Here is a 24,594-nt window from a genome sequence, read left to right as displayed (position 1 = left end):
GAGAGACTGCGTGAAACAGCCGAATTCGCGATAGCGGAGGTCGCTGCAGGCCGGATAAGCGTCATTGCCCGGTCAGGCGTTTTCGGGCAATCGGAATTTCGCGGCGTTCGTGCCGCGCACCAAACCTGCGGTTGCGGCGGTGCGCGGAGGGCGCTGCAGAGCGGGGGTAAGTATGAAGCCTGAACGGCCAAGTTTCTCAGCAGTATCCGAACGGCGTTTTCGCCTGGCCGGAAAGGCAATCATCGAGCGTCACAATCCGTATTTCGTCGCCGTCGACCGCCAGCAGGACCTGTGCGAGCAAAACGCGAAGCCGTTCGTCAGTTTCGCCCATTACGACTATCTCGGACTTTCGAAAAATCCGGAAATCATCGCTTCGGCAAGCGAAGCTTTGCATAGCCTTGGAACCGGAGTCGGCGCGTCGCGCCTTGTTGGCGGCGAGCGCCTGGGCCACCGCGCGTTCGAGGATGATCTCGCCGATTATCTTGGTGTGGGAGGCGCGATGACGCTGGTCTCCGGCTATCTCGCCAATGTTTCGCTGATCAACCATCTCATGGGGCCGCGCGACCTCGTTCTCATCGACGAGCTTGCACACAATTCGATTTTCGTCGGCGCCAAGAGCGGCCGCTACGACTGCGTGACCTTCGAGCATAACGATCTTTCCGATCTGGAGGCCAAGCTTGAGGCGACGCGCAACCAATATCGGCATGTCCTGGTCGTGGTCGAAGGCCTCTATTCCATGGATGGCGATATTCCCGACCTGCCGCGTCTCATGGAGCTCAAGGATGCGCATGACGCCTGGCTTCTGGTCGATGAAGCGCATTCCTATGGCGTGCTCGGCAAGACGGGCCGCGGGCTTTGCGAGCACTTCGATATCGATCCGCGCCGCGTCGAGCTGACGGTGGGCACGCTTTCCAAGTCCTTCGTGTCCTCCGGCGGTTTCGTTTGCGCCGAGGCGGGCGTTATCGACTGGCTCCGGTTTACCTTGCCGGGCTTCGTTTATTCGGTCGGGCTCGCGCCTGCGGCGCTTGGCGCGGCGCAGGGCGCCCTGACGTTCCTTCGCCGTACGCCGGAACAGGTGGAAAAGCTGCATCGCAAGTCCACCTACTTCAGGGATCGCGCAAAGGCGAGCGGCCTCAACACGGGGGCTGCCCTTGGCTACGGCGTCGTACCGCTTCTCTTCGATACGCCGCATCAGACCATGCTCGTTTCGCAAGCGTTGATGGATGAGGGCATTTACGCTCCGCCCATCGTGCAGATCGGCGTTCCGAAGGACCTGCCCCGGATTCGCTTCTTCATCTCCGCGGAGCACACGTTCGAAGAGATCGACCGGGTGATAGAAATCGCTGCCGCGGCGTGCCACGGTACACCGGAGGCCGCGCCCGCAGTCACGGCAGCGGCGGGGAGTTGAACCGCAGGGACGCCCTGGTTGCCCGAACTTGAAATACGCTCAGGAGGCAGTAGCTGAATTGAGGCGTAATTCAAATTCGAAAACCACACGGCAGTGCCCGGAAGTTGATGCGCCATGATGCCTCTTGCTTCGATCGGCAAATATCATTCGGCGATACTGAAGGTCGCGCTGATTGCAACGCTTTTCTCGGCAACCTTCATGCCAGGCGGCGGGCAAGTGTCGGCGCAAGGGGGCCGGCCCGCCGGATCCACGGTTTCGATCGTTCGCAAGCTTCCTGTCGTGCAGCCGACATGGCCCGTGCCGGACGAGCCGAACATGCTGTTCTACCTGCAGCGGTCGACCAATCCGAACACGGTCATATACGCAGCCAGGTTCGACGCCAACGGGCGTCTTGATCCGAACAGGCCGGTGGACGTCTATTGGCGCCGCTACAATACGAACGGAAAGAAGAAGGACCTCGGCTTCTTCGAAGAGAGGATGGCCTTCGGCGTTCGTGCCCGCCGCAGCGGGAACGAAAATGAATTCGATCTCCGGATCACCGCCTTTCCCGAGCGGGCAGCGAAGCTCGTTCAGGAGGGGCCCGGGTCCGCGACACTTATCCTGAAGACGGCCGACGGACGGCAGATCGAGCCGGTCTATGCCTACGTCGAAGTTGCGGAAGACGGCATCATGCCCAAGATCGCCCATGTGAAGGTGTTCGGAAGGGACCGTTCGACGGGTCAGGCGGTTGTCGAAACGATCGCCGTGAAATAGGAAAGGCCGATACGCGCAAAAACCTCTAGTACCTGCGCGTTCGCTGTGCATTATAGCGGCCCATTGGCGCCGGCTCCGCATGGAGTTTCACGGGTGGGCGCGCGTTCGAAACGAAACTCATCGCTTAAGCTGAAGGCCTCCAACCGACAATGACATCCAATCCCGTTAAGCCGATCAGAACGGCCATCGTTGGCGTGGGGAACTGCGCCAGTTCCCTCGTTCAGGGCATCTCTTATTGCCGTGCTCTCGGCGATGACGCGGTTGGCGTGACATTCCCAGTGCTTGGCGGCTATCGTCCGCAGGATGTGGAAATCGTCGCGGCTTTCGATGTGGACCAGCGCAAGGTTGGCAAACCCTTGGGTGAAGCGGTATTCGCCGCACCAAATTGCACGGAGCGATTTTACACCGAACTTGACGGGCAGACCGCTCAAGTCATGCGCGGACCGGATCTCGACGGCGTTTCCGCATTCATGCGAAATCAGGCGCCGGACAAAAGCTTCGTGGTGTCCTCCGCACCTGCCCTCTCAAGGGAGGACGTGGTTGCCGCACTGAAGGCGGCGGAAGCGGAGGTCGTCATCAATTTCCTGCCGGTGGGCTCGCATGAAGCGGTGGCCTTCTATGCGCAATGCGCGATCGATGCGGGCTGTGCGCTCGTCAACGGAATTCCGGTCTTCATCGCCTCAGACGCTGTCTGGGCGGAACGTTTCCGTCAGGCGGGCCTTCCCGTTCTGGGCGATGATTTCAAGGCGCAGTTCGGCGCGACGATCACCCACCGATCGCTGGCACGGCTGGCCGACATGCGCGGCGTCAAGGTCGATCGTACCTATCAGCTCAACGTCGGCGGAAATACCGACTTCCTCAACATGATGGATATGGATCGGCTCGCCACGAAACGCGAATCGAAGACCGAAGCCGTCCAGGCATCGATGGACGCCCGCCTGGATGACAACGAGATCCGCATCGGGCCTTCGGACTACGTTCCCTGGCTCAACGATCGCAAGGTTGCCTATGTTCGCCTCGAAGGAAGGCTTCTGGGGGGCGCGCGCACGTCCGTGGAAATGCGCCTAGAGGTCGAGGATTCGCCGAATGCGGCAGCCATGGCGCTGGTTGCCATCCGCTGCGCGCGCATCGCGCGCGAGCGTGGCCTCGGCGGACCGATCGAGGATGCCTCCGCGTTCCTTTTCAAGCATCCCCCTGTGCAGCTTGACGATGCTACGGGCTACAACCGGCTCGTCGCCTTTGCGGACGGCCATAGCCAAGAGGGCTGACCTGTGGCGCGCGATCCGGATAGGACATCCGGGCAAAAGCCGCGCCCGGCCTTCATCACCGGCGGGTCGAGCGGGATAGGCCTGGCGCTCGCCGAACGCCTGGCGGGAAAAGGGCACGACCTGGCGCTTTTCGCCCGCCGGCGTGGAGCGCTCGAGGAAGCGCGCGATTCGCTCGTATCGAAGTTTCCCGGTCGGCGGATCGAGATCTTTTCGGTCGACGTGAGTGAAGGCGATGAGGTGGGCGCAGCCGTTGCGGCCGCCGTCGAACGGATGGGCGCGCCCGGCTGGGCGATCGCCAATGCCGGCATCGCCCGCCCGGGACTGTTCATGGAGCAGCCGCTTGAGGATCACCTCGAGCAAATGCGGACGAATTATTTCGGCGCCCTGCAGTTTTCCAGGGATTGTGTGCAAGCAATGGCCGCTGCGGGCGGTGGGCGCCTGGTGTTCGTGTCTTCCGGCGCGGCGTTCTTCGGCATCCATGGCTATTCCGCCTATGCACCTTCGAAATTCGCGATGCGGGGGCTTGCGGAAGTCCTCAGGGTGGAGCTCGCTCCGCACGACATCTCGGTGACGCTTGCCTATCCGCCGGATACCGACACACCCCAGCTCGTGATGGAGAGCAAGACCAAGCCCGCCGCCACCAAGGCGATAACAGCGGGCGGCGGCCTGTGGCCGGCCGGCAGGGTCGCGGAGAAGATCGTCGCCGGCGCCGACAGGGGAAAATTCATCGTCGCTCCGGGCCTCCAGATGGGGCTGCTGGCAAGGTTTCACAGCGTGCTCGCGCCGGCGCTTCGGTCCTGGCAGGCGGGCATCGTGAGAAAGCATCATACGCCGTGACGGTGTCGGTCGGAGTCTGGCCCATCGCGGCTGCGGTCGGCCTCGCACTGTCCATCGGTGTTCTTTTGCTCGCGGTCCTGAGCCTGATACCGAAAACCGCCGGCGTTTCCCGCTCGCTCTGGCCAACGCTGCTGACGGAAATCGTCATTCTCGCCGTCGGGGCGGTGCCGTTGCTGGTAGGCGGGCCAGTCCTGCTTCTTTTTCTCGTCGCATTGTCGGCGCGCGTTTTCTATGAGGTCGCAATCGTCGGCGCCCGGCGGTGCGGTTATGCCGCCGAAAATGCGGGTTTCAAAAGCCGTGCGGCGGGGGCATCGCTCCTGATCGGGGCCGGAACCGCCGCAAGCGGATATCTGCTTTCCTATCCCCAGGCCGTAAGCCTTTGCACGCTGATGGCGATACCATTGGCGATAGGGCACGCGATCGGGCGCAGGCAAATGTCCGGTCTGGCCGTGACCGCGGCAGAAAGCCTTTTTTTCCCCGGCCTGTTTCTGATGCTGTTCGCCGCGGCCGCGAGCGATCCTTCCTTGCGTGGCGTTCTTCTTCTGGCGTTCCTGCTCGTGGAGACTTACGACAGCTACGCGCTACTTGGCGGAAAGCTCGCCGGTAAAAGGAAGGCATTCCCGAACCTTTCTCCCAACAAGACCGTGGAAGGACTTGCGTTCGGGGCGCTTGCGCTTGCCGCCACGGCGATCATCGGCGGTTATATGCTGGTCGACGCCGATCCTTTTGCGATGCTTGGGCTTTCGGTATTGATCGCGTTTTTTTCCGTTGCGGGAGATCTCGCGGCTTCACGCCTGAAGCGCCTTGCCGGCGTGAAGGACTATCCGCCTGTCATGCCAAGGCAGGGCGGGGTTTTCGATATCGCCGATGCGTGGATCATGACGGGGCCGGTCGTCGTTGGTGCCGCCGTTTGGCTGGCTGTCCTGTAATCCTGCTCAAAAAAGTGCGTCTATCGCGAATTTGGCTGCCCAAAGCAAAACGATCGCCTGAAGTGCGGCGGCCGCATCGTCCAGCATGATGCCGAAGCCACCCTTCACGCCGTCCTGCAGCGCATTCACCGGCCAGGGTTTGACGATGTCGAAAAACCGGAACGCGACGAAGCCGGCGAGCCACCAAACGGGGTGAAGGGGCAGTGCCAGCACGGTGGCCGCAGCACCGAATGTTTCGTCAATCACGACGATTTGCGGGTCTTCCTCTCCGCGATCCCGCGCCACACGCGCGGAGGCCCAGGTGCCGACGGCGAAAAGGCCCGCAAGTGCGGCCACGACAAGCGCAACGGGCAGAAGCTGCAATGCATAGGCCAGCGGAAGCCCGACAAGCGCACCGAAGGTGCCGGGCCAGAAAGGCGCCAAGCCCGCGCCGCCCGAAAGGCCGATCCCGAAGGCCAGTCTCGACAGGCCCTTTGCCTCAGTCGATTGCGATGTTCCATGCATTGCGTTGCTCCGAAAGCGTGGATCACGGATTATCACTGCGCGGGCGGTCGTGAAAGCGCGTTTCCGGGATGGCGGGGTCCGTTTTGCCGCGGAGAACGCCGAATGTTCGAATATTGGACAAGATTCAATATCTTGTGCCATATCCAGCCGTTATGATCGGCGCGTTTGAGATGAGGCGGTAACGGGCGTGCGATAGCAAAGCGGAGCGATGAGGTTTCTCAACACGGTCACATTGTCGGTAGCGCTTGGCGCGTTGAGGCAGGTCGTCATCGTCCTGTTGCTGATCGAGGCTGTGTTTGTCGCGGAATCGCTGACCGGCCTGCTGGAGACCGTTCTGCGCAACGGCGGAACGCTCCTTCAGGTCACATTGGTCCTTGCGTTGACGACACCGGAAATTTTCGATTTCGCGCTGCCGCTCGCGATGGTGATCGGCATTTTCGTGACGCTGAATACAACGCGCGAGGACCGGGAAATCGTGGCGCTCTCGGCAGCAGGATTTTCATGGAACTGGATTCCGAAGCTTGCGGTCGGCATGGGTATCGCGGGCTGTCTGGTCTCTTTGCTGGTTTCCGGCTGGATAAACCCGGTCATGGCCTTCCAGAAGCGGATAATGATTTTCGACCTGAAGGCGCAGTTCATCTTCAACCGCATTACGGAGCCGGGCCGCGAGGACGCCATCCAGACGATAAAGGGCAAGACGTTCATCGCCCTGAACGAGGAGACGGAAAACGGGATAGACCGCCATCTCTTCATTCATCAGCCTTCGCAGCCGGATATCTGGCGCATTACGCAGGCTCAGGGCTGGTCGCTCAACGGTCCCGATGACGGGGGGCGCTACAGCCTCGACCTCGGCAAGGTCGTCGCCCATGACTTCAACAAGGGACAGGCGGCGGAAGGCGGAAGTATTCTCGACAACGGGCGCGGGCCGAACCTGCGCGCACTTGCGGGGGAGTTGTTCCCGTCCATCCCGGCGCTGCCGTCAGTGCGGGTCGGCGAACTGTCGCTTCCGGTCACGCTCGACAACATCTTGCAGCGCGCACCGCGCGAGCTCATTTCAAGGGAGTGGACATATCCCGATGTCCTTGGTCTCGGCAGAGCGCTTTCGGCGCCGCGCGACAAGGTTTTGAAACGCGCCGGGCAAATGACATCCCGGGCTCTTTTGTGTTTCTTTGCGCCTCTCGTGGCTATCGCGGCGCTGGTTTTTTCGCGATCGGGGCTGCTGAGGTACCTGGCATTGCCGCTCGGATGCGCAACGCTGCTCGTGATCGATACGGTGTCACGCGCCAGCCTTGAGAGTATCGCGCAAAATGGCCTGCTTCCTCTCGGTTTGGCCAGTGCGGTAATGGTTGTCGGGGTGTCGGGAGGGCTGCTGGCGCTGGCCGCGGCCAACAGCAGCCGGCTCGTAATCCCGGCGGGGCAGCGCGCGTGAAAAGCGATGTCGAACACCCGCGCATGGGAACTTCGCCGCCGCGGGTGAATGGCGTTGGTGTGATATTCGGCATCTCGGGAAGGCGCGCACTCAAGCTCTATACACTTTCCGTCGCCACGGTCATGGCGCTGTTCCTCGTCATCGCCTGGTCGATAGACCTTGCCGAAAATTTCGACGATGTGGTCGAAGTCGCAGCGCGGAATGAGCTGAACGCAAGCTGGCTGCTTGCGCGCTACCTCGTTTATCGCATGGCTGACATCGTCACTCGCCTTCTTCCCGTTGCCTGTTTCATCGGTCTTTTCATCGCGGAGATGTGGCGGACGATCCGCCTTGAAAGCACGATCATGGCGGCTTCCGGCTGGTCGCCCGTGCAGACGCTTCTGGTCGTCACGATCTTTGGCGTCGGGGTCGGGGCGCTTCAGTTCTCGCTTGAGCGTGACCTGCGCCCGGCCGCGATCTTCGCCCAGGTGGATCTGGAAACGGGTTCCTATGCCAGACGGTTCAAAAGAGGAGTTTCCGACGAGGCGCGCTGGTTTGTCGTGGGGAGAGATATTCTGCGTGCCCATGTCAAATCGGACGGGGAGCCTGAATTCCGCGACCTTGAGCTTTATCGCGGTGCGGGAAAGGGCGATCTTCAGGATGTGGTGGTCGCTGAAAGAGCGATCCCCACGGACAGGTACAATATCTGGCAGTTGCGAGACGCCTACCTCTGGGCGCGCTTGCCGGGCCGCCCTTCAGCGGGCGACAGCCGGCCGGCCTCGGACAAGTTCTTTCTGGTCTCACGCTACGCAACGCTTGAGCTCGAGATCGACCTTCTGCCGGTCCAGCTCGAATATCATGGAGTGCCCGCTTTCTACCTTCCGGAGAAGGCGTTGCGGGAGTTGGAGTACGCACGTCACGCGGTCAAGGAGAGCGAGGTTTCGTCAGCGCGCGCCCGCAGGACGGCGTCGGCGGTCCTGCCGGGCTCGTTCGCCCTGCTCGGGGCAAGTCTGGCGCCGCTTGCCGGGTCGGGTCGGGTTCGTTCGGTATGGAAGATGCTGATGCTTCTTTTGTGTGGCTACGCGGCGCTCGTCACGCTCAAGGTATTCTGGGCGCTTGGCGAGCTTGGCGCGGTTTCGGCGCCCGTTTCCGCGTGGTTCGCGGTGGTGGCAGCTCTTGCCGGGACGCTTGCCGCAACCTGGTGGCAGGCAAGACTGCGCTAGGCGTCAGACCTTCCTAGACATATTGGCAGCGATCCGGGGGTAGATGCGTTCGGCGGCACGAGCGAACATCGCCTCGTCGTCGACTTCCGCCCAGGCGAGGTCATCGATCCTGATACAGGCGATATCTATTGTGCGCGCGGTTGCGACCAGGCCGTCTTCATAATCGGCAAGCGGCTTTTGCGCGATCATTGGCCGGGCAATTTCCTTGACCTGCCGCACGGCATCGCGCGCAAGGCCCGTGATGCCGACAAGTTCGCCGTAATGCGCGTCGGGATGGCGGTTTCGCTCCTTCGACATGTCGCGCAGGCGCCTGCTCGTCGAGGATGGCGCGTCATCGGCCCAGACATAGACTTCATCTCCCGCGCCGGTTGGTCCTGACACCACGAGCGTCGAGCGCGAACCTTCCGCAGCGATCGGGCCAAGAGCACGGGGTTCGTAGACGAGATCGGATTCCAGAACGATCACCGGGCCGTCGAGCCCGTCGAGGCCCACCATCAGGCTGTGCAGGCTGCCCTGTTCCAAGTAATCGGGATTGTGGCGAAGTTCCACTCCATCCGGCCAGTCTGCGGCGGCACGTTCGTAGTGATCCGCGAGATGGCCGGTCACGATGCGGATGCGCCCGACGCCCGCGCGCTTCAGATTGGCGATGGAATCGCCCACGAAACTGCGGTCGCCGAAACGAAGCAGCCCCTTCGGGGACATTTCCCCCCTCGCTCCCATGCGAACGCCGCGCCCGGCGGCCAAAATCACGGCAGTATATTCGCGCATTCCATCTTCATTTCGTGCTAAGGCCCACCTCGTATAGGAGAGCGATAGCTGTGGGGCAAGCGCAATGGAAGTCGAACCAATGGGGAAAGGCAGCATGAAGACGCCTGGCCTTGGCGCGTTCGTGGACGAATACAAGAAAAACAAGCTGGTCGAGGAGTTGAAGGGCAACTGGGCGAATGTCGTCTTCCACCGCGCGCCGTCCTTTCTGCTGGCGTGGCTGTTCGTCCGCATTGGAATTTCGCCGCTTGGCGCAACGCTGCTTTCGCTTCCCGTCGCCCTTGCCCTGCCGGTACTCGCTCTCGCGCCACCGCTGGAATCCGCCATCGTCTGGGTTTTTGTCGCAGGCTTCCTGTTCCAGGTTCTCGACTGCGTGGACGGATCGCTGGCACGGGTGACGGGGCGCGTCACCCATCTCGGAGGGCGTATCGACTTCCTGATCGATATGGCGCAGTGGGGCCTGCTTTACGTGAGCGTGGGCATCCTTGCCGACAGGGCGCTCGACGGTTCCGGACTGTGGACGGCGCTTGCCGCCGTGGCCGCGTGGCTTCGGCTTTATGCGCGCACCGTCCGCGATGCGTTCGATGAGAAAGAGGCTCAGAAGCCGGCTGCGCCGGTGACGTTGCCCCGCTCCCCGGCGGCACTTGTTGCGGTGTTCATTTCGGGTCTTTCCGGCCTTGTGCCGTTTCTGGCGTTCGCTGCTGTCGCCCCTTCGCTTGCTCCCTATGCCGTCTGGTTTCTGGTCGTCTATTCTATCCTCGATGTCGGCGATTCTCTGGTGCAGGAACTCGGCAGGCAGTTCGAGGGCGGGTCTCGCGCGTAATGAGGGTCGTGGAAGTTTGCCCCTACGACATGACGCGCCATGGCGGGGTGCAGAACCACATCCGCGATCTCGCGCGGTGGCTTGAGGCGCAAGGCCACGAGACGAGGATCGTCGCGCCACCCGCGATGTCCGGCGCGCCGGCGCCGGGCGTCGATCATGTCGGGCGGTCCCGCCGGATCGGCATCTCGGGCACGGTGACGGAAATCTCCTATCTCCCGGCCGCGGAGCGCGCCGCTTTGGCAGGCGATCTGGCGGCATGGGGTGCGGATGTCCTGCACCTGCACACGCCCTGGACGCCGCTCATTCCCTGGCAGGTATTCAGGGCCTGCCGCCTGCCCACCGTCGTAACCTTCCACGCGACATTGCCGGAAAACTCGACGAAAGGCCTGAGCGGCTGGCTCTACCGCAGCGCCGCACGCTACTTCCAAAAGCGCGCCGGCGCGTCGGTCGTGCCCTCACCCTCTCCCATGTCGATATTGCAGGTCGGCCCCGGCGTGCCGGCGCCGCGTATCCTGGCTCCGACGATAGATCTTGAGCCCTGGCGCAATGCCGCGCAGCCCGAACGGCCGTTCGATCCGGGCGCACCGCATGTGGTCTTTCTCGGGCGCCTTGAGCACCGCAAGGGCGTGGATGTGCTTTTGAACGCCTGGCCGCAGGTGTTCGAGCGCCTGCCCGGCGCTCGGCTCACCATTGCCGGTGACGGCGCGCAATACCCTCTTGTCGATGAGGCGATGAAGCAGCCCTGGGGAAAGGGGATAGCCTATCGTACCGCCCCTGATTTCGATGACGCGCGCCAACTGGTTGCCAGAGCGGATATCTTCGCAGCGCCCGCGCCCTACGGCGAAAGCTTCGGCATCGTGCTGATCGAGGCGATGTCGGCGGGCGCCGTTCCTGTCGCCGCCGCCAATTCGGGATACAGGACCGTTCTTGACGGGCCGGGTGAAAGCCTTCTCGTGCAGCCCGGGGATAGCGATGCCCTTGCGCGAAAAATCGTTGAACTTGCAGGCGACCCCGCCCGCCTTCTGGAAATGCGGAACTGGGGCGGGGAGCGTGCCCGGCAATTCGACGTGCGCGAAGTCGGGCCCGCCTATCTCCAATTGTTCGAAGAGGTCGCCGGAAGCTGAGCGTTGAAGATCAGCCGGGCCTTTCGAAAGGCGAGGGGTCCGGAAACCATCTTTCAAGCGTACTTCGAACGTTTCTGACGACGTCCGGGTTCGGAGAGCGCTCGAAACTGTCGTTCAGCGTGATTGTCTTCGGCTTTCTCCACTCCAGCATCTTCAGCTGCAGCGCGGTCCAGGGCGCGAAGTTCTCAAGCGAGGCATAGCCTTCCATTTTACGGCTTCGGGAGCGCGTCGCAAGAGCGCCCTTCCCGCTCTCCAGCAGGAAATGCGGATAGAGATATTCGCCGGGAACGTTGCCGTTGGCGCGAAACCGCGAAGTGCGGGTTGCGTGGAACTCGCCTGGGAAGCGCTCGATCATCTCCTGGAAGAATTCACGGTCGATCAACCGCGGCCCATGGATCACATAGGCATGGCGTTTGGGTCCGAATTCGCGATCAAGCGCGGCATTGGCTGTGGCGAGCGCCAGGTTCCACGGGCTGGCTTTCGCCGGATCGAGATTCGCATGAGCCGGGGTGTGCTTGCGGCGCGTGAAAACGAGGGGTCTGCCGTCGGGCGACATGAATTCGGAAATTTCGAGCGGACGCGGGATCAGCATGTCGTCTTCCATGTAGACGAAGCGATCCGACAGGCCGGGCAGCATGTGGAGGTGGCTTACGATCGCGAATGAATTGAATGTCGGAAGGATATCCGCCGCCATGACCTCGTCATGGTGGATAACGCGGATTTTCGGGTGGTCCGGGTCGAGCCAGGCGGGCATCTGCGGCCTGCATGTCAGCAGGTATATACGCCGTACAAAAGGCATGTTGCGGGATATTGAGCGCAGGCTGTATTTGATCAGGTCCAGGTTGTCGCGAGTGCGGTTCGGATTGGTGTCGCGCTTGTCGCCGGCATATTTTTGCAGTTCGCCCTTGTATCCGGGAAATTCGTCGTCCACCCAGGTGTAGACCACGTCGATCGGCTCGTTCATCGCGACTTCGCTTGCTTCCTGTCCATTTTGGTTTCTTTTGGCAGCGCGGTGGAACGGAAACAAGCCTGCGGATGGCGATTGTTTGCGGCCACCGCCGTACAAGCCGGTTGCAATCGATGGCGTCAAGGTCCTATTCCTGCATGCCGGGCAGATGAACTGAAACAACTTCGAGCGGTGGGGGTCTTTTTGCCGACAACCAAGGAAGCCAGGGAAGGCGATCTGGTGATCGCCGCGGATTTCGGCACGTCCGGCGTCAAGGTTGGCGTCGTCGGACCGACACTTGAAATTCTGGCGAAATCCATCGCCGACTATCCGCTCAGCCTTCCCGGCGCCGGTCGGGCGGAGCAGACCCCCCAGGACTGGTGGGACGCGCTTGCCCGCGCTGTTCGGGAGCTTTCGGGCAAGGTGGATCGCCTGTCGGAGCGCGTGGGCGCGATCGTCTTCTGCGCGCAGATGTGCGGTGTCCTTGCCGTCGACAAGGAGGGCGAACCGCTGCGGCCCTGCCTGATATGGCTCGACAAGCGCTCGGCCCAGCTGTCGCGCGGCCTCGTCGGCGGGTTCCCGACGGTCAGCGGTTACAATCTCGCGAAGCTCGTACGCTGGGTAAGAACGGCGAATGGCGCGCCTTCGCTCAACGGAATGGATCCTACCGGCAAGATGCTGTGGCTGAAGCGGCACGAGCCGGAAACGTTCGCACGCAGCCACAAACTGCTCGACGTCAAGGACTGGCTGATCCACCGCGCGACCGGGCGCTTCACGATGACGGCCGACAGCGCAAACCTGACCTGGCTCATGGATACGCGTCCCGGACGCGAAGGCTGGTCGGAAGGCCTGTCGCGAATGACCGGGTTGCCGCTCGACAAGCTTCCCGAAATCGTGGAAGGCAGCAGCATCGTTGGCGAGTTGACGGAGCGGGCGGCTCAGGATCTGGGCTTGAAGAAAGGCATTGCCGTTGTCGGCGGCGGTGGCGACGCCACGGCCACGGCCGTCGGCTCCGGCGCGGTGGCGGACGGGGCGCTTCACGTCTACGCGGGAACCAGCGGTTGGGTCAGCGGGTTCTTCGACAGGCGCATTTTGAGCATCTCGCATTCGTTCGCGACAATCGCGAGCAGCGTGAAAAACAGGCCGCTCCTCATCGCAACACAGGAGAGCGCGGGCACGGCCTTTTGCTGGCTGGCAAAGCTGCTCGGCGGCGACGATGTATCCGACGATATGCTGGCGGATCTTTTCTCGGACGTTGGAATACGTTCGCTACACGATCCGCTGTTCACGCCCTGGCTTGCGGGGGAGCGCGTGCCGGTCGACGATGACCGTCTCAGGGGAACGTTCGTCGGCCTGAGCTTGCAGCACGACCGGCAGGCCATCGCACGCTCCGTTCTCGAAGGTGTCGCCTTCAATACGCGCTGGGCCTATTCGAAGGTCATCAAGGCCGCGAAGGCGTCGGAGAGCGAACCGCTGCCGCTGGTCGGCGGCGCGGGACAAAACCCGGTCTTCGCGCAGCTTCTGGCGGATACGCTGAAACGACCGGTCGTGGTTGGCGAACCCAGATATGCCGGTGTTCTGGGAAGCGCGGCGATGGCGGCCGGTGCCATCGGCTGGTATGCGGACACATGGGCCGCGGCAAAGGCGATCGGCCACCGCGCCGACACGATCTACGAGCCGAACGGTGAGGCCACGGACCTGCTCGACGCGCGCTATGCGCGGCTCGACAAGCTGCGCGGATCGCTCGTCAAACTTTACCGGACATCGGCGGTCGGGAATGCCGAAGAGGGGAAACCGGCATGATCGACGGCCTGTTCAAGCGCCATATCGACCCGCTTTGGGAAAAGGCCGCCGCCCCGCTTGTGCGCGCGCGCCTTACGCCGAACCAGGTGACGGCCATCGGCCTCGTGTTGATCGCGATCGCGTCGGCGGCTTATCTCATGCACCGCTCGAGCCTCGTCTTCGGGCTGACGCTTGCCGTTGCCTTCGCCTTCGATGCGCTGGACGGGGCCGTTGCCCGTCAGCGCGACATGCGCTCGAAAGCGGGTGGCTATTTCGATGCCATGGTGGACCGCTATCAGGAACTCATCGTGCTTGCAGCCATAGCCTTTGTCGCGGGCCTCTGGCCGGCCGCATTCTTCGCATTCGCGGGCGGTGTGCTGACGAGTTATGCCAAGGCGCGCACGGCGCTGGAGATCGCAATCGACAATGATGCCTGGCCCGATCTCTTCGAAAGACTGGAGCGGATCATCTTTCTCTGCGTCCTGCTGGTTGCCGATGGCGTGGCTTCCGCCGCCAGCCTGGGTTCGCCGTGGATCCTCTTCGCGGGCCTTACGCTTTATGCGGTCCTGTCGAATATCACGGCACTGCAGCGGATCGCCCGCGCAACCGCTATGTTGCGGCGCGCGGATGCCGCAGGGCGGAAAGCCGAAGGTTCGTGACAAGGTCGATGTAATAGGTCCCGAAGACGACGAGATAGGCTGAAATCAAAGTCGGTTCCAGCAGGACATACGCCCGATAGACCAGGGGTCTGGCTGCGCCGAGCCCGGCGTCTTTCAGGACGAACAGCCCAAGGTAGGCGAGTGCGGCCGCGAAACAGGCAACGGCAAGCGGGGCCCTGAGCCGGCTGATGCGCGGGTTTACGCCTCTCTTTTCCGCAAGCGCATCGGTAACGGGCTTTTGCAGGGCGATGCATCCGCATGCGAACCCCATGACCAGTACGGCGAGCGACTGGCTGATGAAGAACGTGTAGCTTCCCAGCATGTGCTGCTCGTTGAACGAAGGAAACGTGTACTGGCTGAGAATGACCATGCCGACTGCCGCCGTCGCCTGCAGCATTACCAGAAGCAAGGCTGAAAGGTTCAAGACGCGTCTGGTTCCCGGCGATCCGGCATCGATGGCCCGCGCCGACCGCCAGTAGAGCCAGGCGACCGGGATCATGGCCAGGACCGTAAATACGGCGCTTGTTGAAATCCAGAAGGCGAAAGGTTCGCCAATCGCCGGGTCGGAGATCGCCCGGCTGATCGTCGGCGGCTTCCGGGCGGCAAGATCCGGATGGCGCTCGATATACTCGGAGCGCGCGCGGTAGATCCAGTAGTTCACGGTCACCGTGACGAATGTCATGGGAAAGAACAGCAGCGCGAGCATGAGGGCCTGCTTCGGCTTCGCCCACCATTTGGACGTATCGATTTCCCTGTCGTTGTCAGCGGGTGTCATGGCTTGAATGCGTGAAACCTTTTGATCCAGTGGTTCGAATAGAGCTCCGGCGGAAGCGGCTTGTCAAACCAGTCCGCGAACTCCTCGTGCCAGCGCGCGATCGCCTCCGGCGTGACATCGCTCCAGTCCTCGACGATGGCGACGGGCAGGCCTTCATACATGGGATCGAGGCTGGTTGTCTTCACGATCGGTACGGATTTGAGGATCAGCGCTTCCCAGGTTCGGTGGCAGTCTATGCTGTTTCCGCGCGGGCTTGCCTCGAACGACACTTCTCTGTGGCGAAGCCAGACGCTGTTGCGTGGCGCCTGCCGGGGTTCCCACAGGATCAGGTCTCCCTTGGCCTTGAGGCTGTCGCGCGCTTCGGCACGCGCCTCATGGCGTTTGCGTGCATGCGGGTGGCGCAGGAACGTGTCCATGTTGAGGTGGAAATTGCAGTAGACCTTCAGCGGCTTGTCGCGAAAGGACGGGATTTCCTCCCGGATCGCCTTCATCGTGAGCTGCTGGTTGCCGGGCCTTGACGGCAGGCCCATGTCGCGGGACTGGTTGGGACTTGCCGGGTCGAGCTTGTGATAGTTGAGACCGAGCGGAAGCGGGGTGATCCAGCCGGTGTCGAGCCAGGAGGGGGCGAGCTCGAAGTTCTCCATGAACCAGTGCAGCACCTTGTTCGACGAGCGCACCTTTTCAACGTCGAAAGCCGCAGTCGAATTGTTTTCGCGCGCGGTGACGAGCACGAAGCGGCCCTGCATCCGGTCCAGGAACTCTTCTATGAAGCGCGGCGCATGCATCGTGTTGACGAAGACCACGGTGCCTTCGGCAAGCGGCTTGAAGAGTTCGGCCGGCGGTTCGTCGTCGAACTCGTCCCAGACGATGTCGCAGCCGTCGCGCATGACGGTCGAGGAGACGAACATGTCCTGTTCTTCCCGCTCTTCCTCTTCGCGCGTGAAGTCGAACACGCGCGCCCTCTTGCCCCAGTTCGGATCGAGCGCGCGCATGATCGTCTTGCGCGTCGGGTAGTGCAGGTAGGCGACCGCCAGGCCGGCGATGAGGATCAGAACGACAAAAGCCGCGAGGGCGAGGTACAAGGGCATGGATGCTCTGCGGTACGGGGCGAAGGTTTCGACCGTTGTTTTCGTGCAGACGGGGATGCGGCCTAACGATCCGCGGCGGCGGATTCAAGCTGCCTCGGTTCGTTTTCGCTTGCCGAAAGGTCGATGCCGGAGCGCCCGGGGCGGGTGTCGGAAACGATCTTGCCGGCGTCCATCCTGATCAGCCTGTCGCATTTGTCGAAGCAGTGTTCGTCGTGCGTGACGGCGATCACGAGATGGCCGTCGGCCGCCATTTGCGGGACGAGAATATCGTAGAAAAGCTTGCGCCTTTCCGGGTCCTGGTCGGCAGCGAACTCGTCGAGAACGATGATCGGGCGCTTCTCGGCAAGAGCGATGGCCAGTGCCAGGCGCCGTTTTTGCCCGGTCGACAGCGCAAGCGTGGAGAAGCTGTCGCCGTCGATCGTTACACGATGGGTAATGTCCATCTCGCCCATCCTCAGGCCGAGCGCTTCACGCTCTTCCCCGGTCAGGCCGTAAAGCTTGGAAAACAGGTGAAACTCGCTGAAGACGGCGCTGAAAAGCTCGCGGTAGGCACTCATCGACTTATCGTCGACCAATTCACCGTCGAGGAGGATTCGCCCGCCGTCGGGTTTCCTGAGTCCGGTCAGCAGCGAAAGGAAGGTGGATTTGCCCGCCCCGTTGCCACCGCATACGAAGACGACTTCGCCCGGCTTCAATTCGAGGTCGATCGGCCCGGTTACGAAGGTTTCTCCGCTCTCCTTGTCGCCGATGGCGTTGGAAAGCGTCACCGTCAGGCCTTCCAGCATGATCGAGTTGAACGAAGGTTTCAGCGTATGCGGTTTTCCTGCGTTGCTTTCGGCTTCCAATGCGAGGTCCTGCTGCAGTTCGTCGATAAGCCGCATGGAAACGGTCGCACGCGAAAACGTCGAAAGGTTTCCGAGAACCGTTTCGATAGGGCCGTAGGCCAGCAGGACGACGGTCATGATCTGCAGCACGGTTGAAGTGTCCGTGCCGGCAACGAGCGGCAAGCCGACGACGATCATCGTCAACAGAAGCATCATCGCGCCTTGCGCCATGACCTGGCCGAAGCCGTAGAGCCGTTCGGCGGCGACCGTGAGATCGAAATTGCGTTTGACGATACGCCCGACATCCTCCTGCAAGGCCCGCTTTCGCTCGTATCGCAGGCGCAGCTCCTTGTAGCCGCGGAGGATGTCGTTCACTCGGTCGAAGAACAGCCACTCGGTCTTGGAGGCTTCCTCGGCGGTGGACTGGGCGGGGCGTTGCGCGAGGATGTATCCGGAGGCGCCCAGGCACACCACGGCGATGGTTATCAGCCCGCTTTCCCAGGAAAGATAGAGGAGATAGGGGATGCACAGGGCGATCAGGAATATCGCCTCGAGAGACTGGATCAGGTTCACCGCCGCGCGTGTTGCCCGGTTCACCTCCTGGGTCACGATGGAATAGACCTTGCCGTGGTCGTGTTTGCTCAGAAATGACGCGCTTGCATGCAGCAACTGGCGGCTGAGGCGCACGCGCAGCTTGTTTTTCGTCGCCTCGACGAGGCGGAAATTGCGCATCCTTGCCATGAAGGAAAACGTCAGGGTCGCGGCGATACACGCCAGCAACAGCACTATGTATTCGAGGTTCCGACTGCCGCCGGCAAGTTCATTGACGGAGAAGATCATTCCACCGCGCGCAATGCTCGCCAGCAGCGCAAATAGGAGCACGGGGTCGCGCAGAATGTTCCCTTCGCTGATCAAAAAGCGGAACAGGATAAGCATGCCCATTGTGGGCGAAGCTTTTTTCAAATCCAATCTCCTGTCGGGCCGGGTTCGGCATCCGCAGGGTCGCCGGAATGCGGAAAAGGCCGATCGGTCTCAATTCATATTCATTCTGCCACGGGACCGGACCTGACAGTGTACCCTTTTATTTCGCGTGTCCGCGCTTTTGCGGGACGCAGCACTCAAAGGCAAGTGCGGCCAGCCATTTCAACTGAATAGAGCCAATCCGCACCGAGTGGAATGGCCGGCTCGCGTCAATACGGATTTTTCGCAGCGGCGTTGCCTTCGCGCATCCCCGTTCCCCACCGGCGTGGTTGCGGTGCTGGAACGTTGCGTCGGCTGGCAACACGATCTCCGCCGCAGCCTTTCGAACAATCTTCGGGTTTTTCAAGGGTCGGGTATCACCTTTTCGCAGGTTTGCGCGCTTGTATTAAGGCGGTGTTCGGCGCATTTCCCCGGCTTTCCTTAGGTTCAAGATGAGTGGTAAATCCTTGCCTCAAGATGAGGGTGTTGCGCTTGATGCAAGCAATCCTGTTCCGGCCGACAAAGCAATTGCCCTTAGAAGTCAGATGGGTTATCCCTGCCAAATCGCGTCATCGCAAGGCTCTTGCACCCGTAGCTCAGCTGGATAGAGCGCTGCCCTCCGAAGGCAGAGGTCACAGGTTCGAATCCTGTCGGGTGCGCCATCTCCTTCCCATCATTTGCGCCCAACCATCTGAAATCATTGGACTAACCAAAGTCGCGAAAATCGTTCGCGCCTAAGGGTAGACCAAATGGTAGACCAAAAGTGCGTCAACACGTTCCGGAAGAGGGGCGTCTATTATTTCTCAAAGCGCGTTCCAAAGGATGTCGAGAGGCACTACGCCACCCCGCGAATTGTATTTTCGCTAGGCACTCGATCCGCTCGCGTAGCTCGCAGTCGGGTTCGGTCAACGCTCACGCATCTTGAAGAGTTCTGGGTTGCACTGAGGCTTTCCGAAGGCACCTATCAGGGAAGCCAAATAGGTCGCCCTCTCCTTAAAAAGGCGGAGGATCGGATGCCGACGCTAAAGGAGGCTTTGAGTTACTATTTGAGGATGAAAGGCAACGGCAGAGGAAAGGTATTTGAGAATACATCGGCTCGGTCTATAAATTATGCTATAGATATTATCGGAAATCACAGAATAGATCAATATAAAAGGGATGAAATATTAAAATATAGAGACGCTTTAACAGCTAGAGGATTATCAAATTCAAGCGTGAGACGCGTATTCGCTTCATTCAGGTCTATATTTCGGTTTGTAGCATCAGAGCACGGACTTGATACTACACCATTATTCGCCGGAATTTTTCTTGGAACTGCCGAGTCAGTTAAAAAACGGAAACCTATTTCTGATCACGGATTGAAGAGAGTTCAAACCGAATGCAGACGAGTTAACGATGATATGCGACACCTGATCGCGCTTGTCTCAGATACCGGCTTGCGTTTGGCGGAGGCCGCTGGGCTTGTAAAGGACGACGTTATTCTCGAAGGTCCGCACCCACATCTTCTTATCCGTCCCCATCCGTGGCGCAGATTGAAGACACCTAGCAGCGAACGCGTCGTACCCCTTGTAGGGGCAGCGCTTTGGGCCGTAACGCGGTCTATGGATGCTGAAAGCCGTTTCTTGTTCCCGCGATATTGCAGCGAGGCAATTTGCAAGGCGGCATATGCGAGTAGCGCTCTCAATCGATGGCTCTCAAACCATGTCGCCGACGGTGTGGTAGTGCATTCGTTTCGCCACTCACTCAGAGATAGGCTGCGCGCGGTTGAATGTCCTGCAGAAATTGTCGACGAAATAGGCGGTTGGTCCAGCAAAAACGTTGGACGATCTTATGGAGATGGCTACCCCATATCGGTGAAAGCGTCGTGGATGGCAAAGATTACGCAAATTTAACTTTGAAAATCTTGATTGCGCCTCAGTGGCTGTTCGTGAGGCGCCATCTGTCGGCCTTTATGACAAAATCAACTCTGAAGCACCAAGTAGATCAGCCTTTTAACTCGCCTGCTTATCGATCTGCGCAGCATAGTTTAAATGGCCGCTTTATCGGTTCCTGTCTGCTCTACGCTCGCGGCCGATGTCACTGAGATGTCAAAATGCACGAACTCGATTAGCGGTAACTTTCTTTTTTATTCGCGTCACCTTCAAGGTTATCGTTCGCCGCTGAAAGTGTTGAAAGGCGAAACACACGCGATTACAGAATGGTGAAGGCAAATTGCGCGGCATAGTGGTGGTATAGAGATCGCCCCAACCTCATTTTGCCTCCAAAAAATTATCTTGCAATGTCATGATGCTAGGCACATTACCAATCTTGGGCGACGTTCTGTGATCGCCTTTTACGGCAGCCCGTTGATGTAACTCCATCGAAGGGGGTATCTAGCTCAAACTTTGGGCCAAAAATTCGGATAGCGCAATTCTTGACCTAGCGGAACTTAATGGTTGTGATAAGGAACTAAAATCAACTGAGCCTGTTACCATTTCCGGCACCGAGACGATAAGGAAAGCCAATGGACGAATTTGAGCAGCAACCATTCAATGATGCAGAATTTGCGGAAAATCCGGAGCAGCGGTGCCCAGTTATTCTTTTGTTGGATACGTCATATTCAATGAGTGGGATGCCAATTTCCCAACTAAATGAGGGTTTAGGAACGCTTCGGCAAGAATTGTTGAATGACCCGATGGCCTCAAAACGCGTCGAATTGGCAATGGTCACTTTTGGACCGGTCGAAGTTAAATCCGACTTCGCCACTGTGGATCACTTCTATCCCGAAACTCTTGAAGCGAACAACACAACGCCAATGGGTGAAGCTATTGTGACCGGCCTAGACATGCTGCGCCAACGTAAAGACAGGTACCGTGAAAATGGCGTGAAATATTACCGTCCTTGGGTGTTCCTGATTACCGATGGCGCCCCAACCGATAGCTGGGCGGAAGCCAAGAGGCGTGTGCATGAAGGTGAGGAGCGTAAAGAGTTCATGTTCTATGCCGTAGGAGTTGATCAAGCGGATATGGGTGTTCTTAGTCAGATAACCACCCGCCAGCCACTCAAGCTCAAGGGTTTGGCCTTCAAGGAATTGTTCCAGTGGCTGTCTAGTTCACTTAGCGCAGTCTCACAGTCCAATCCCGGCGACGCTGTTTCGCTTGCGAATCCAGCAGCCCCGGATGGCTGGGCGGTTGCGGGGTGACGACTTGATATGGAAATGGGCGACCGCGTCCGTAATTGGCACATCCCACCTTCGATCCGGTGACAGGCTTCAAGACGCTTACTCCGTTTCGCTGATCGGGGATGACCATATTTTCGCAGTTGTGTCGGATGGCGCAGGTAGCGCGCAATTCGGTGCATATGGTGCATGGCTTATTTGCCGTTTTCTAACGACCCGTTTTCGCGAGAGGTTACGCGGCCAATCGGAATTGCCAAGTGACGACGAATTGGCGGATTGGGTTGATGAGCTGCGGGACCAAATTGCGGATATAGCCAACCGACGCGGTAGCACGCGACGACAATTCGCGGCAACCTTGGCCGCAATCCTTGTATCGCCGGTAGAAGTGTTGACGTTGCACGTTGGCGATAGCGCCATTGTTGGCAGGAGAGATGCGGAGTGGGATGTGCTCTGTTGGCCTGAAAATGGAGAGTATGCGTCTAGCACTTACTTTGTGACTGATGACCCGGCACCACGTCTAAACCTCGCTCGTCAGCACCGGAAACATGATGCGTTCGCGATATTTTCGGATGGTGTGGGTGATCTGGCATTGTCACATCTGGAGCAGGTTGCGCATCCCCGCTTCTTTGAACCGATGATGCGCCCCGTTGACGCAGCCATAGATGAAGGGCGTCTTATCGAGTTATCTGCGAAATTAGCCAACTATCTTGCTGGTCCATCGGTTTGCGAGCGCACTGATGATGACAAAACGCTGATCCTCATTTCCGGGGACTGACCGTGCAAGAAGTCTTCATGAGAAAGGAGCGGATTTCCGTCGCCAAGTCGATTGGCAAGGGCGGCGAAGGTGAGGTCTATGCGATCAAAGGTCAGTCGGATCTAGCTATTAAAATTTACAATGCCAGTCTGCGCGCCAAGAGGGAATCTAAGGTTCGCGCGATGGTAAGCCAAGGACTTGCAGTAAAAACTAACCTTATTGCCTATCCCGATGATGTGGTTACCGACCGGCAGGGAAACTTTCTCGGCTTTGTAATGCGGCTAGTGTCGGGCTATCGCCCACTGCATGAGCTATACAGCCCGAAGTCGCGCCAACGACATTTTCCCAATGCGGACTACCGGTTTATTATTCATGCAGCACTAAACGTTGCACGGGCTGTTGGGACGGTGCACCAGACCGGGTGTGTTATTGGAGATCTAAACCATTCTGGTGTGCTTGTTGCTCAGGACGCCACGGTTGCCTTGATCGATGCCGATAGCTTCCAGTTTAGGCTAAACGGCATGTCTTACCCCTGTGTTGTTGGCGTGCCGGATTTCACACCACCCGAGCTTCATGGAAGAAACCTTGCATCCGTAGAGCGGACAATAGAACACGATAACTTCGGCCTTGCCGTTGCAATATTCCATCTGCTGTTCATGGGGCGCCACCCATACGCCGGACGCTACAAGGGGCCTGATATTTCCATGGGTGAAGCGATTGCGCAGAACCGTTTTGCCTTTTCGCTCACCCGGCAAGCCACAACGCAGACAACCCCGCCACCCGGCGCGCTGACGCTGAACCTATTCCCTGATCCCATCGTTCGAGCGTTCGAATGCGCATTCGGCTTGAAACCGAGCGCACGACCAAGCGCACTAGACTGGATTCAAGCTCTGTCCAAACTGGAAGCCTCATTAAACCGGTGCAGCAAAGTTAAGACGCACTACTACCCCCTCAATGCCAAGGGCTGCGTGTGGTGCAATCTAACAAGCAACAGCGGTTTTGACATGTTCCCAGATTTGGCCGCTGTTACGCCAAACTTTCCGACTGATGCGCGCGGCACGGAACAGGCAATACGTGAGATAGTTGCATTTCGCTTTCCAACCGTGGCGGACTTGCTACCTAATCCGCCATCCCCCAGTCGAACTAGTAGTTCATTGCATGCAGCAAAAAATGGCAAGAGCGGGCGCACCTTATTGGGGTTGCTAATGATAGGCGGCGCTGTCGCCGGATTCATCTACTTTCCACAGGCATTTTATATCTGGGGCATATTGGCTTTCTGGGGATGGGCCACGTTTTCTGATCGCTCGGTGGATACAGGTCCATTCCTGCAAGCCTTCAAAGCAGCAGACAAAAAGATACAGCGCGAGTTGGACGCATTTGTCCAACGAAATGGTGTGACTGAGGTTGTGAGAGTGCGCGGTGATCTAGACGCCGCAATTACTGCCTATAAAGGCCATGAGGAAGCGTTAACTCGCGAATTGATGATTTTAAAATCCAATCGCGAGTCCCGCCAGCGACAGGCCTATCTAGATAAATTCTCGATCCGGCGCGCGGCCATATCGGGGATCGGACCAGCCAAAACAGCGACGCTGATTTCATTTGGTATCGAAACTGCCGCCGATGTAAATCGCGCTGCCATTTTACGCGTTCCGGGCTTTGGCGACGTCATGACAGGTAAGCTCATGGACTGGCGTCGCAGGCACGAATCGCGCTTCAAGTATGACCGAACGCCGAACGCTCAAGACGTTGCTGACGAACGGGCGCTGCGCGGACGCTTTGCAGCAGAGAAAGCCAAACTAGAGTCGACCATCCGAAATGGGTTGGGTACGCTACGAAACGCGCGCTCGCGTCTCGATGCATTGCCCGCTAAAGCACGAAGCGACAGGGCGATCATTGAGGCTCTCAGTGCTCGCGCGCAGGCGGAACAGGACTTGAAGGCTCTGGGCGCTTCTGTTCCGGCCTCTACTGTGTCTCTATCGGTCACATCGACACCACAACCCGTACCACAGCCGCCAAGGGCACCACCACGCGCCACGCCAACTAATCCACCCCGCGCCTCTAACATTGGTGGTGTTCCGAGTTGCCCGCGTTGCGGTTCGTCAATGCGGCGTCGAACTGGGCGATATGGGCGTTTCTGGGGGTGCTCGCAGTACCCACGCTGCAGGGGTACTCGAAACTAACGAAGACATGCTCCGTCCTCGTTTCACCTATCGCTGATCTATGGGGCAACGCTTCAGGCAATTTGAAGTGAAAACGTCCAATTTTCGCAGTCGTAGCAGCTCAGGGGGAGTACTTCTCGAAAGCCTTAAAGCGCTCCTGTCCCAGCCTAAGTTCCCCTCGGTGTCCGAGGGTCTATTCCCGATTCAAACAATAATGTTTCATGGTTACATTTTGCCCATAGCAGTTGATTGGAATGTACACATGGCGTTGACGCACTTTTGGTCTACCATTTGGTCTACCCTTAGGCGCGAACGATTTTCGCGACTTTGGTTAGTCCAATGATTTCAGATGGTTGGGCGCAAATGATGGGAAGGAGATGGCGCACCCGACAGGCATCTGAGTCACTGGTGAGTTGAACGATTCCAATATGTTAGCTCGCCATTGCCA

At 59.5% G+C, this 24,594-nt stretch carries 22 protein-coding genes and 1 tRNA gene; 16 read left to right on the top strand and 7 right to left on the bottom strand.

What is annotated here, in order from left to right:
• The first annotated feature begins 172 nt into the window (after nucleotides 1–172).
• From GR183_RS07000 to GR183_RS06980, 5 genes are all read left to right on the top strand, one after another.
• Nucleotides 173–1,408 carry an aminotransferase class I/II-fold pyridoxal phosphate-dependent enzyme gene (locus tag GR183_RS07000; protein ID WP_160774910.1) on the top strand — a complete coding sequence of 412 codons (1,236 nt, stop codon included), beginning with the start codon at nucleotides 173–175 and terminating at the stop codon, nucleotides 1,406–1,408.
• Nucleotides 1,409–1,522: 114 nt separating this feature from the next.
• Nucleotides 1,523–2,161, top strand: coding sequence for a DUF4833 domain-containing protein (locus GR183_RS06995; protein WP_208999781.1), 639 nt, complete (start codon nucleotides 1,523–1,525; stop codon nucleotides 2,159–2,161).
• A 149-nt stretch (nucleotides 2,162–2,310) separates the two neighbouring features.
• The gene (locus GR183_RS06990) at nucleotides 2,311–3,429 is read left to right on the top strand and encodes an inositol-3-phosphate synthase (RefSeq protein WP_160774908.1); all 1,119 of its coding nucleotides are present in this window, start codon (nucleotides 2,311–2,313) and stop codon (nucleotides 3,427–3,429) included.
• A 3-nt stretch (nucleotides 3,430–3,432) separates the two neighbouring features.
• A complete protein-coding gene (locus tag GR183_RS06985) occupies nucleotides 3,433–4,266 on the top strand; it encodes an SDR family oxidoreductase (RefSeq protein ID WP_160774907.1) in 834 nt (277 codons plus the stop codon).
• The gene (locus GR183_RS06980; protein WP_160774906.1) at nucleotides 4,263–5,195 is read left to right on the top strand and encodes a phosphatidate cytidylyltransferase; all 933 of its coding nucleotides are present in this window, start codon (nucleotides 4,263–4,265) and stop codon (nucleotides 5,193–5,195) included. Before GR183_RS06985 ends, GR183_RS06980 begins: the two co-directional genes overlap by 4 nt.
• A gap of 6 nt (nucleotides 5,196–5,201) precedes the next feature.
• Here GR183_RS06980 and GR183_RS06975 read toward each other — a convergent pair whose 3' ends face one another.
• A complete protein-coding gene (locus GR183_RS06975; protein WP_160774905.1) occupies nucleotides 5,202–5,699 on the bottom strand; it encodes a phosphatidylglycerophosphatase A family protein in 498 nt (165 codons plus the stop codon).
• 208 nt (nucleotides 5,700–5,907) lie between these two features.
• Between GR183_RS06975 and GR183_RS06970 the strand changes: the two genes are divergently transcribed.
• Nucleotides 5,908–7,128 carry an LptF/LptG family permease gene (locus GR183_RS06970; protein WP_160774904.1) on the top strand — a complete coding sequence of 407 codons (1,221 nt, stop codon included), beginning with the start codon at nucleotides 5,908–5,910 and terminating at the stop codon, nucleotides 7,126–7,128.
• Nucleotides 7,125–8,330, top strand: coding sequence for an LptF/LptG family permease (locus tag GR183_RS06965; protein ID WP_160774903.1), 1,206 nt, complete (start codon nucleotides 7,125–7,127; stop codon nucleotides 8,328–8,330). Before GR183_RS06970 ends, GR183_RS06965 begins: the two co-directional genes overlap by 4 nt.
• A 3-nt stretch (nucleotides 8,331–8,333) precedes the next feature.
• On the opposite strand, the gene GR183_RS06960 is transcribed toward GR183_RS06965, so the two are convergent.
• Complete coding sequence (locus GR183_RS06960) at nucleotides 8,334–9,098, bottom strand: phosphocholine cytidylyltransferase family protein (protein WP_160774902.1); 765 nt, start codon at nucleotides 9,096–9,098, stop codon at nucleotides 8,334–8,336.
• A gap of 94 nt (nucleotides 9,099–9,192) precedes the next feature.
• Between GR183_RS06960 and GR183_RS06955 the strand changes: the two genes are divergently transcribed.
• Both GR183_RS06955 and GR183_RS06950 read left to right on the top strand, forming a co-directional pair.
• Entirely contained in the window at nucleotides 9,193–9,918 is a 726-nt protein-coding gene (locus tag GR183_RS06955) for a CDP-alcohol phosphatidyltransferase family protein (RefSeq protein WP_160774901.1), read from the top strand.
• Complete coding sequence (locus tag GR183_RS06950) at nucleotides 9,918–11,042, top strand: glycosyltransferase family 4 protein (RefSeq protein WP_160774900.1); 1,125 nt, start codon at nucleotides 9,918–9,920, stop codon at nucleotides 11,040–11,042. The genes GR183_RS06955 and GR183_RS06950 overlap by 1 nt, the downstream gene beginning before the upstream one ends.
• A gap of 10 nt (nucleotides 11,043–11,052) precedes the next feature.
• Here the strand turns inward: GR183_RS06950 and GR183_RS06945 are convergent, their stop codons facing one another.
• Complete coding sequence (locus tag GR183_RS06945) at nucleotides 11,053–12,006, bottom strand: stealth family protein (protein WP_160774899.1); 954 nt, start codon at nucleotides 12,004–12,006, stop codon at nucleotides 11,053–11,055.
• A gap of 186 nt (nucleotides 12,007–12,192) precedes the next feature.
• Here GR183_RS06945 and GR183_RS06940 point away from each other — a divergent pair, with 186 nt between their 5' ends.
• Both GR183_RS06940 and GR183_RS06935 read left to right on the top strand, forming a co-directional pair.
• Nucleotides 12,193–13,791 carry a xylulokinase gene (locus GR183_RS06940; RefSeq protein WP_160774898.1) on the top strand — a complete coding sequence of 533 codons (1,599 nt, stop codon included), beginning with the start codon at nucleotides 12,193–12,195 and terminating at the stop codon, nucleotides 13,789–13,791.
• Nucleotides 13,788–14,429 (top strand): CDP-alcohol phosphatidyltransferase family protein, encoded by a 642-nt coding sequence (locus GR183_RS06935; RefSeq protein ID WP_160774897.1) that lies wholly within the window; start codon nucleotides 13,788–13,790, stop codon nucleotides 14,427–14,429. The genes GR183_RS06940 and GR183_RS06935 overlap by 4 nt, the downstream gene beginning before the upstream one ends.
• Here the strand turns inward: GR183_RS06935 and GR183_RS06930 are convergent.
• The 4 genes from GR183_RS06930 to GR183_RS06915 all read right to left on the bottom strand — a co-directional run bounded on the left by GR183_RS06930 (nucleotide 14,380) and on the right by GR183_RS06915 (nucleotide 18,443).
• Entirely contained in the window at nucleotides 14,380–15,204 is an 825-nt protein-coding gene (locus GR183_RS06930; protein WP_160774896.1) for a hypothetical protein, read from the bottom strand. The two genes, GR183_RS06935 and GR183_RS06930, sit on opposite strands and share 50 nt — an antisense overlap.
• Nucleotides 15,201–16,292, bottom strand: a complete 1,092-nt coding sequence (locus GR183_RS06925; RefSeq protein WP_160774895.1) for a hypothetical protein — start codon at nucleotides 16,290–16,292, stop codon at nucleotides 15,201–15,203. The genes GR183_RS06930 and GR183_RS06925 overlap by 4 nt, the downstream gene beginning before the upstream one ends.
• A gap of 62 nt (nucleotides 16,293–16,354) precedes the next feature.
• Nucleotides 16,355–18,079: an ATP-binding cassette domain-containing protein gene (locus tag GR183_RS06920; protein ID WP_160774894.1), complete on the bottom strand. Its 1,725-nt coding sequence runs from the start codon at nucleotides 18,077–18,079 to the stop codon at nucleotides 16,355–16,357.
• A gap of 118 nt (nucleotides 18,080–18,197) precedes the next feature.
• Complete coding sequence (locus GR183_RS06915; protein WP_160774893.1) at nucleotides 18,198–18,443, bottom strand: hypothetical protein; 246 nt, start codon at nucleotides 18,441–18,443, stop codon at nucleotides 18,198–18,200.
• Nucleotides 18,444–18,661: 218 nt separating this feature from the next.
• On the opposite strand from GR183_RS06915, the gene GR183_RS06910 reads away from it, so the two are divergent.
• The 5 genes from GR183_RS06910 to GR183_RS06890 all read left to right on the top strand — a co-directional run bounded on the left by GR183_RS06910 (nucleotide 18,662) and on the right by GR183_RS06890 (nucleotide 24,167).
• A tRNA-Arg gene (locus GR183_RS06910) sits at nucleotides 18,662–18,738 on the top strand.
• An 87-nt stretch (nucleotides 18,739–18,825) separates the two neighbouring features.
• Complete coding sequence (locus GR183_RS22340; RefSeq protein WP_376765755.1) at nucleotides 18,826–19,968, top strand: DUF6538 domain-containing protein; 1,143 nt, start codon at nucleotides 18,826–18,828, stop codon at nucleotides 19,966–19,968.
• Nucleotides 19,969–20,579: 611 nt separating this feature from the next.
• Nucleotides 20,580–21,257, top strand: coding sequence for a vWA domain-containing protein (locus tag GR183_RS06900; RefSeq protein WP_160774891.1), 678 nt, complete (start codon nucleotides 20,580–20,582; stop codon nucleotides 21,255–21,257).
• The gene (locus GR183_RS06895; protein ID WP_208999780.1) at nucleotides 21,235–22,008 is read left to right on the top strand and encodes a PP2C family serine/threonine-protein phosphatase; all 774 of its coding nucleotides are present in this window, start codon (nucleotides 21,235–21,237) and stop codon (nucleotides 22,006–22,008) included. Before GR183_RS06900 ends, GR183_RS06895 begins: the two co-directional genes overlap by 23 nt.
• A 2-nt stretch (nucleotides 22,009–22,010) precedes the next feature.
• Nucleotides 22,011–24,167, top strand: coding sequence for a helix-hairpin-helix domain-containing protein (locus GR183_RS06890; protein ID WP_160774890.1), 2,157 nt, complete (start codon nucleotides 22,011–22,013; stop codon nucleotides 24,165–24,167).
• The last annotated feature ends 427 nt before the right edge of the window (nucleotides 24,168–24,594 follow it).

The organism is Stappia sediminis, assembly GCF_009826895.1.
GTDB classification, from domain to species: domain Bacteria; phylum Pseudomonadota; class Alphaproteobacteria; order Rhizobiales; family Stappiaceae; genus Hongsoonwoonella; species Hongsoonwoonella sediminis.
This window is presented reverse-complemented; position numbering and strand designations above follow the sequence as displayed.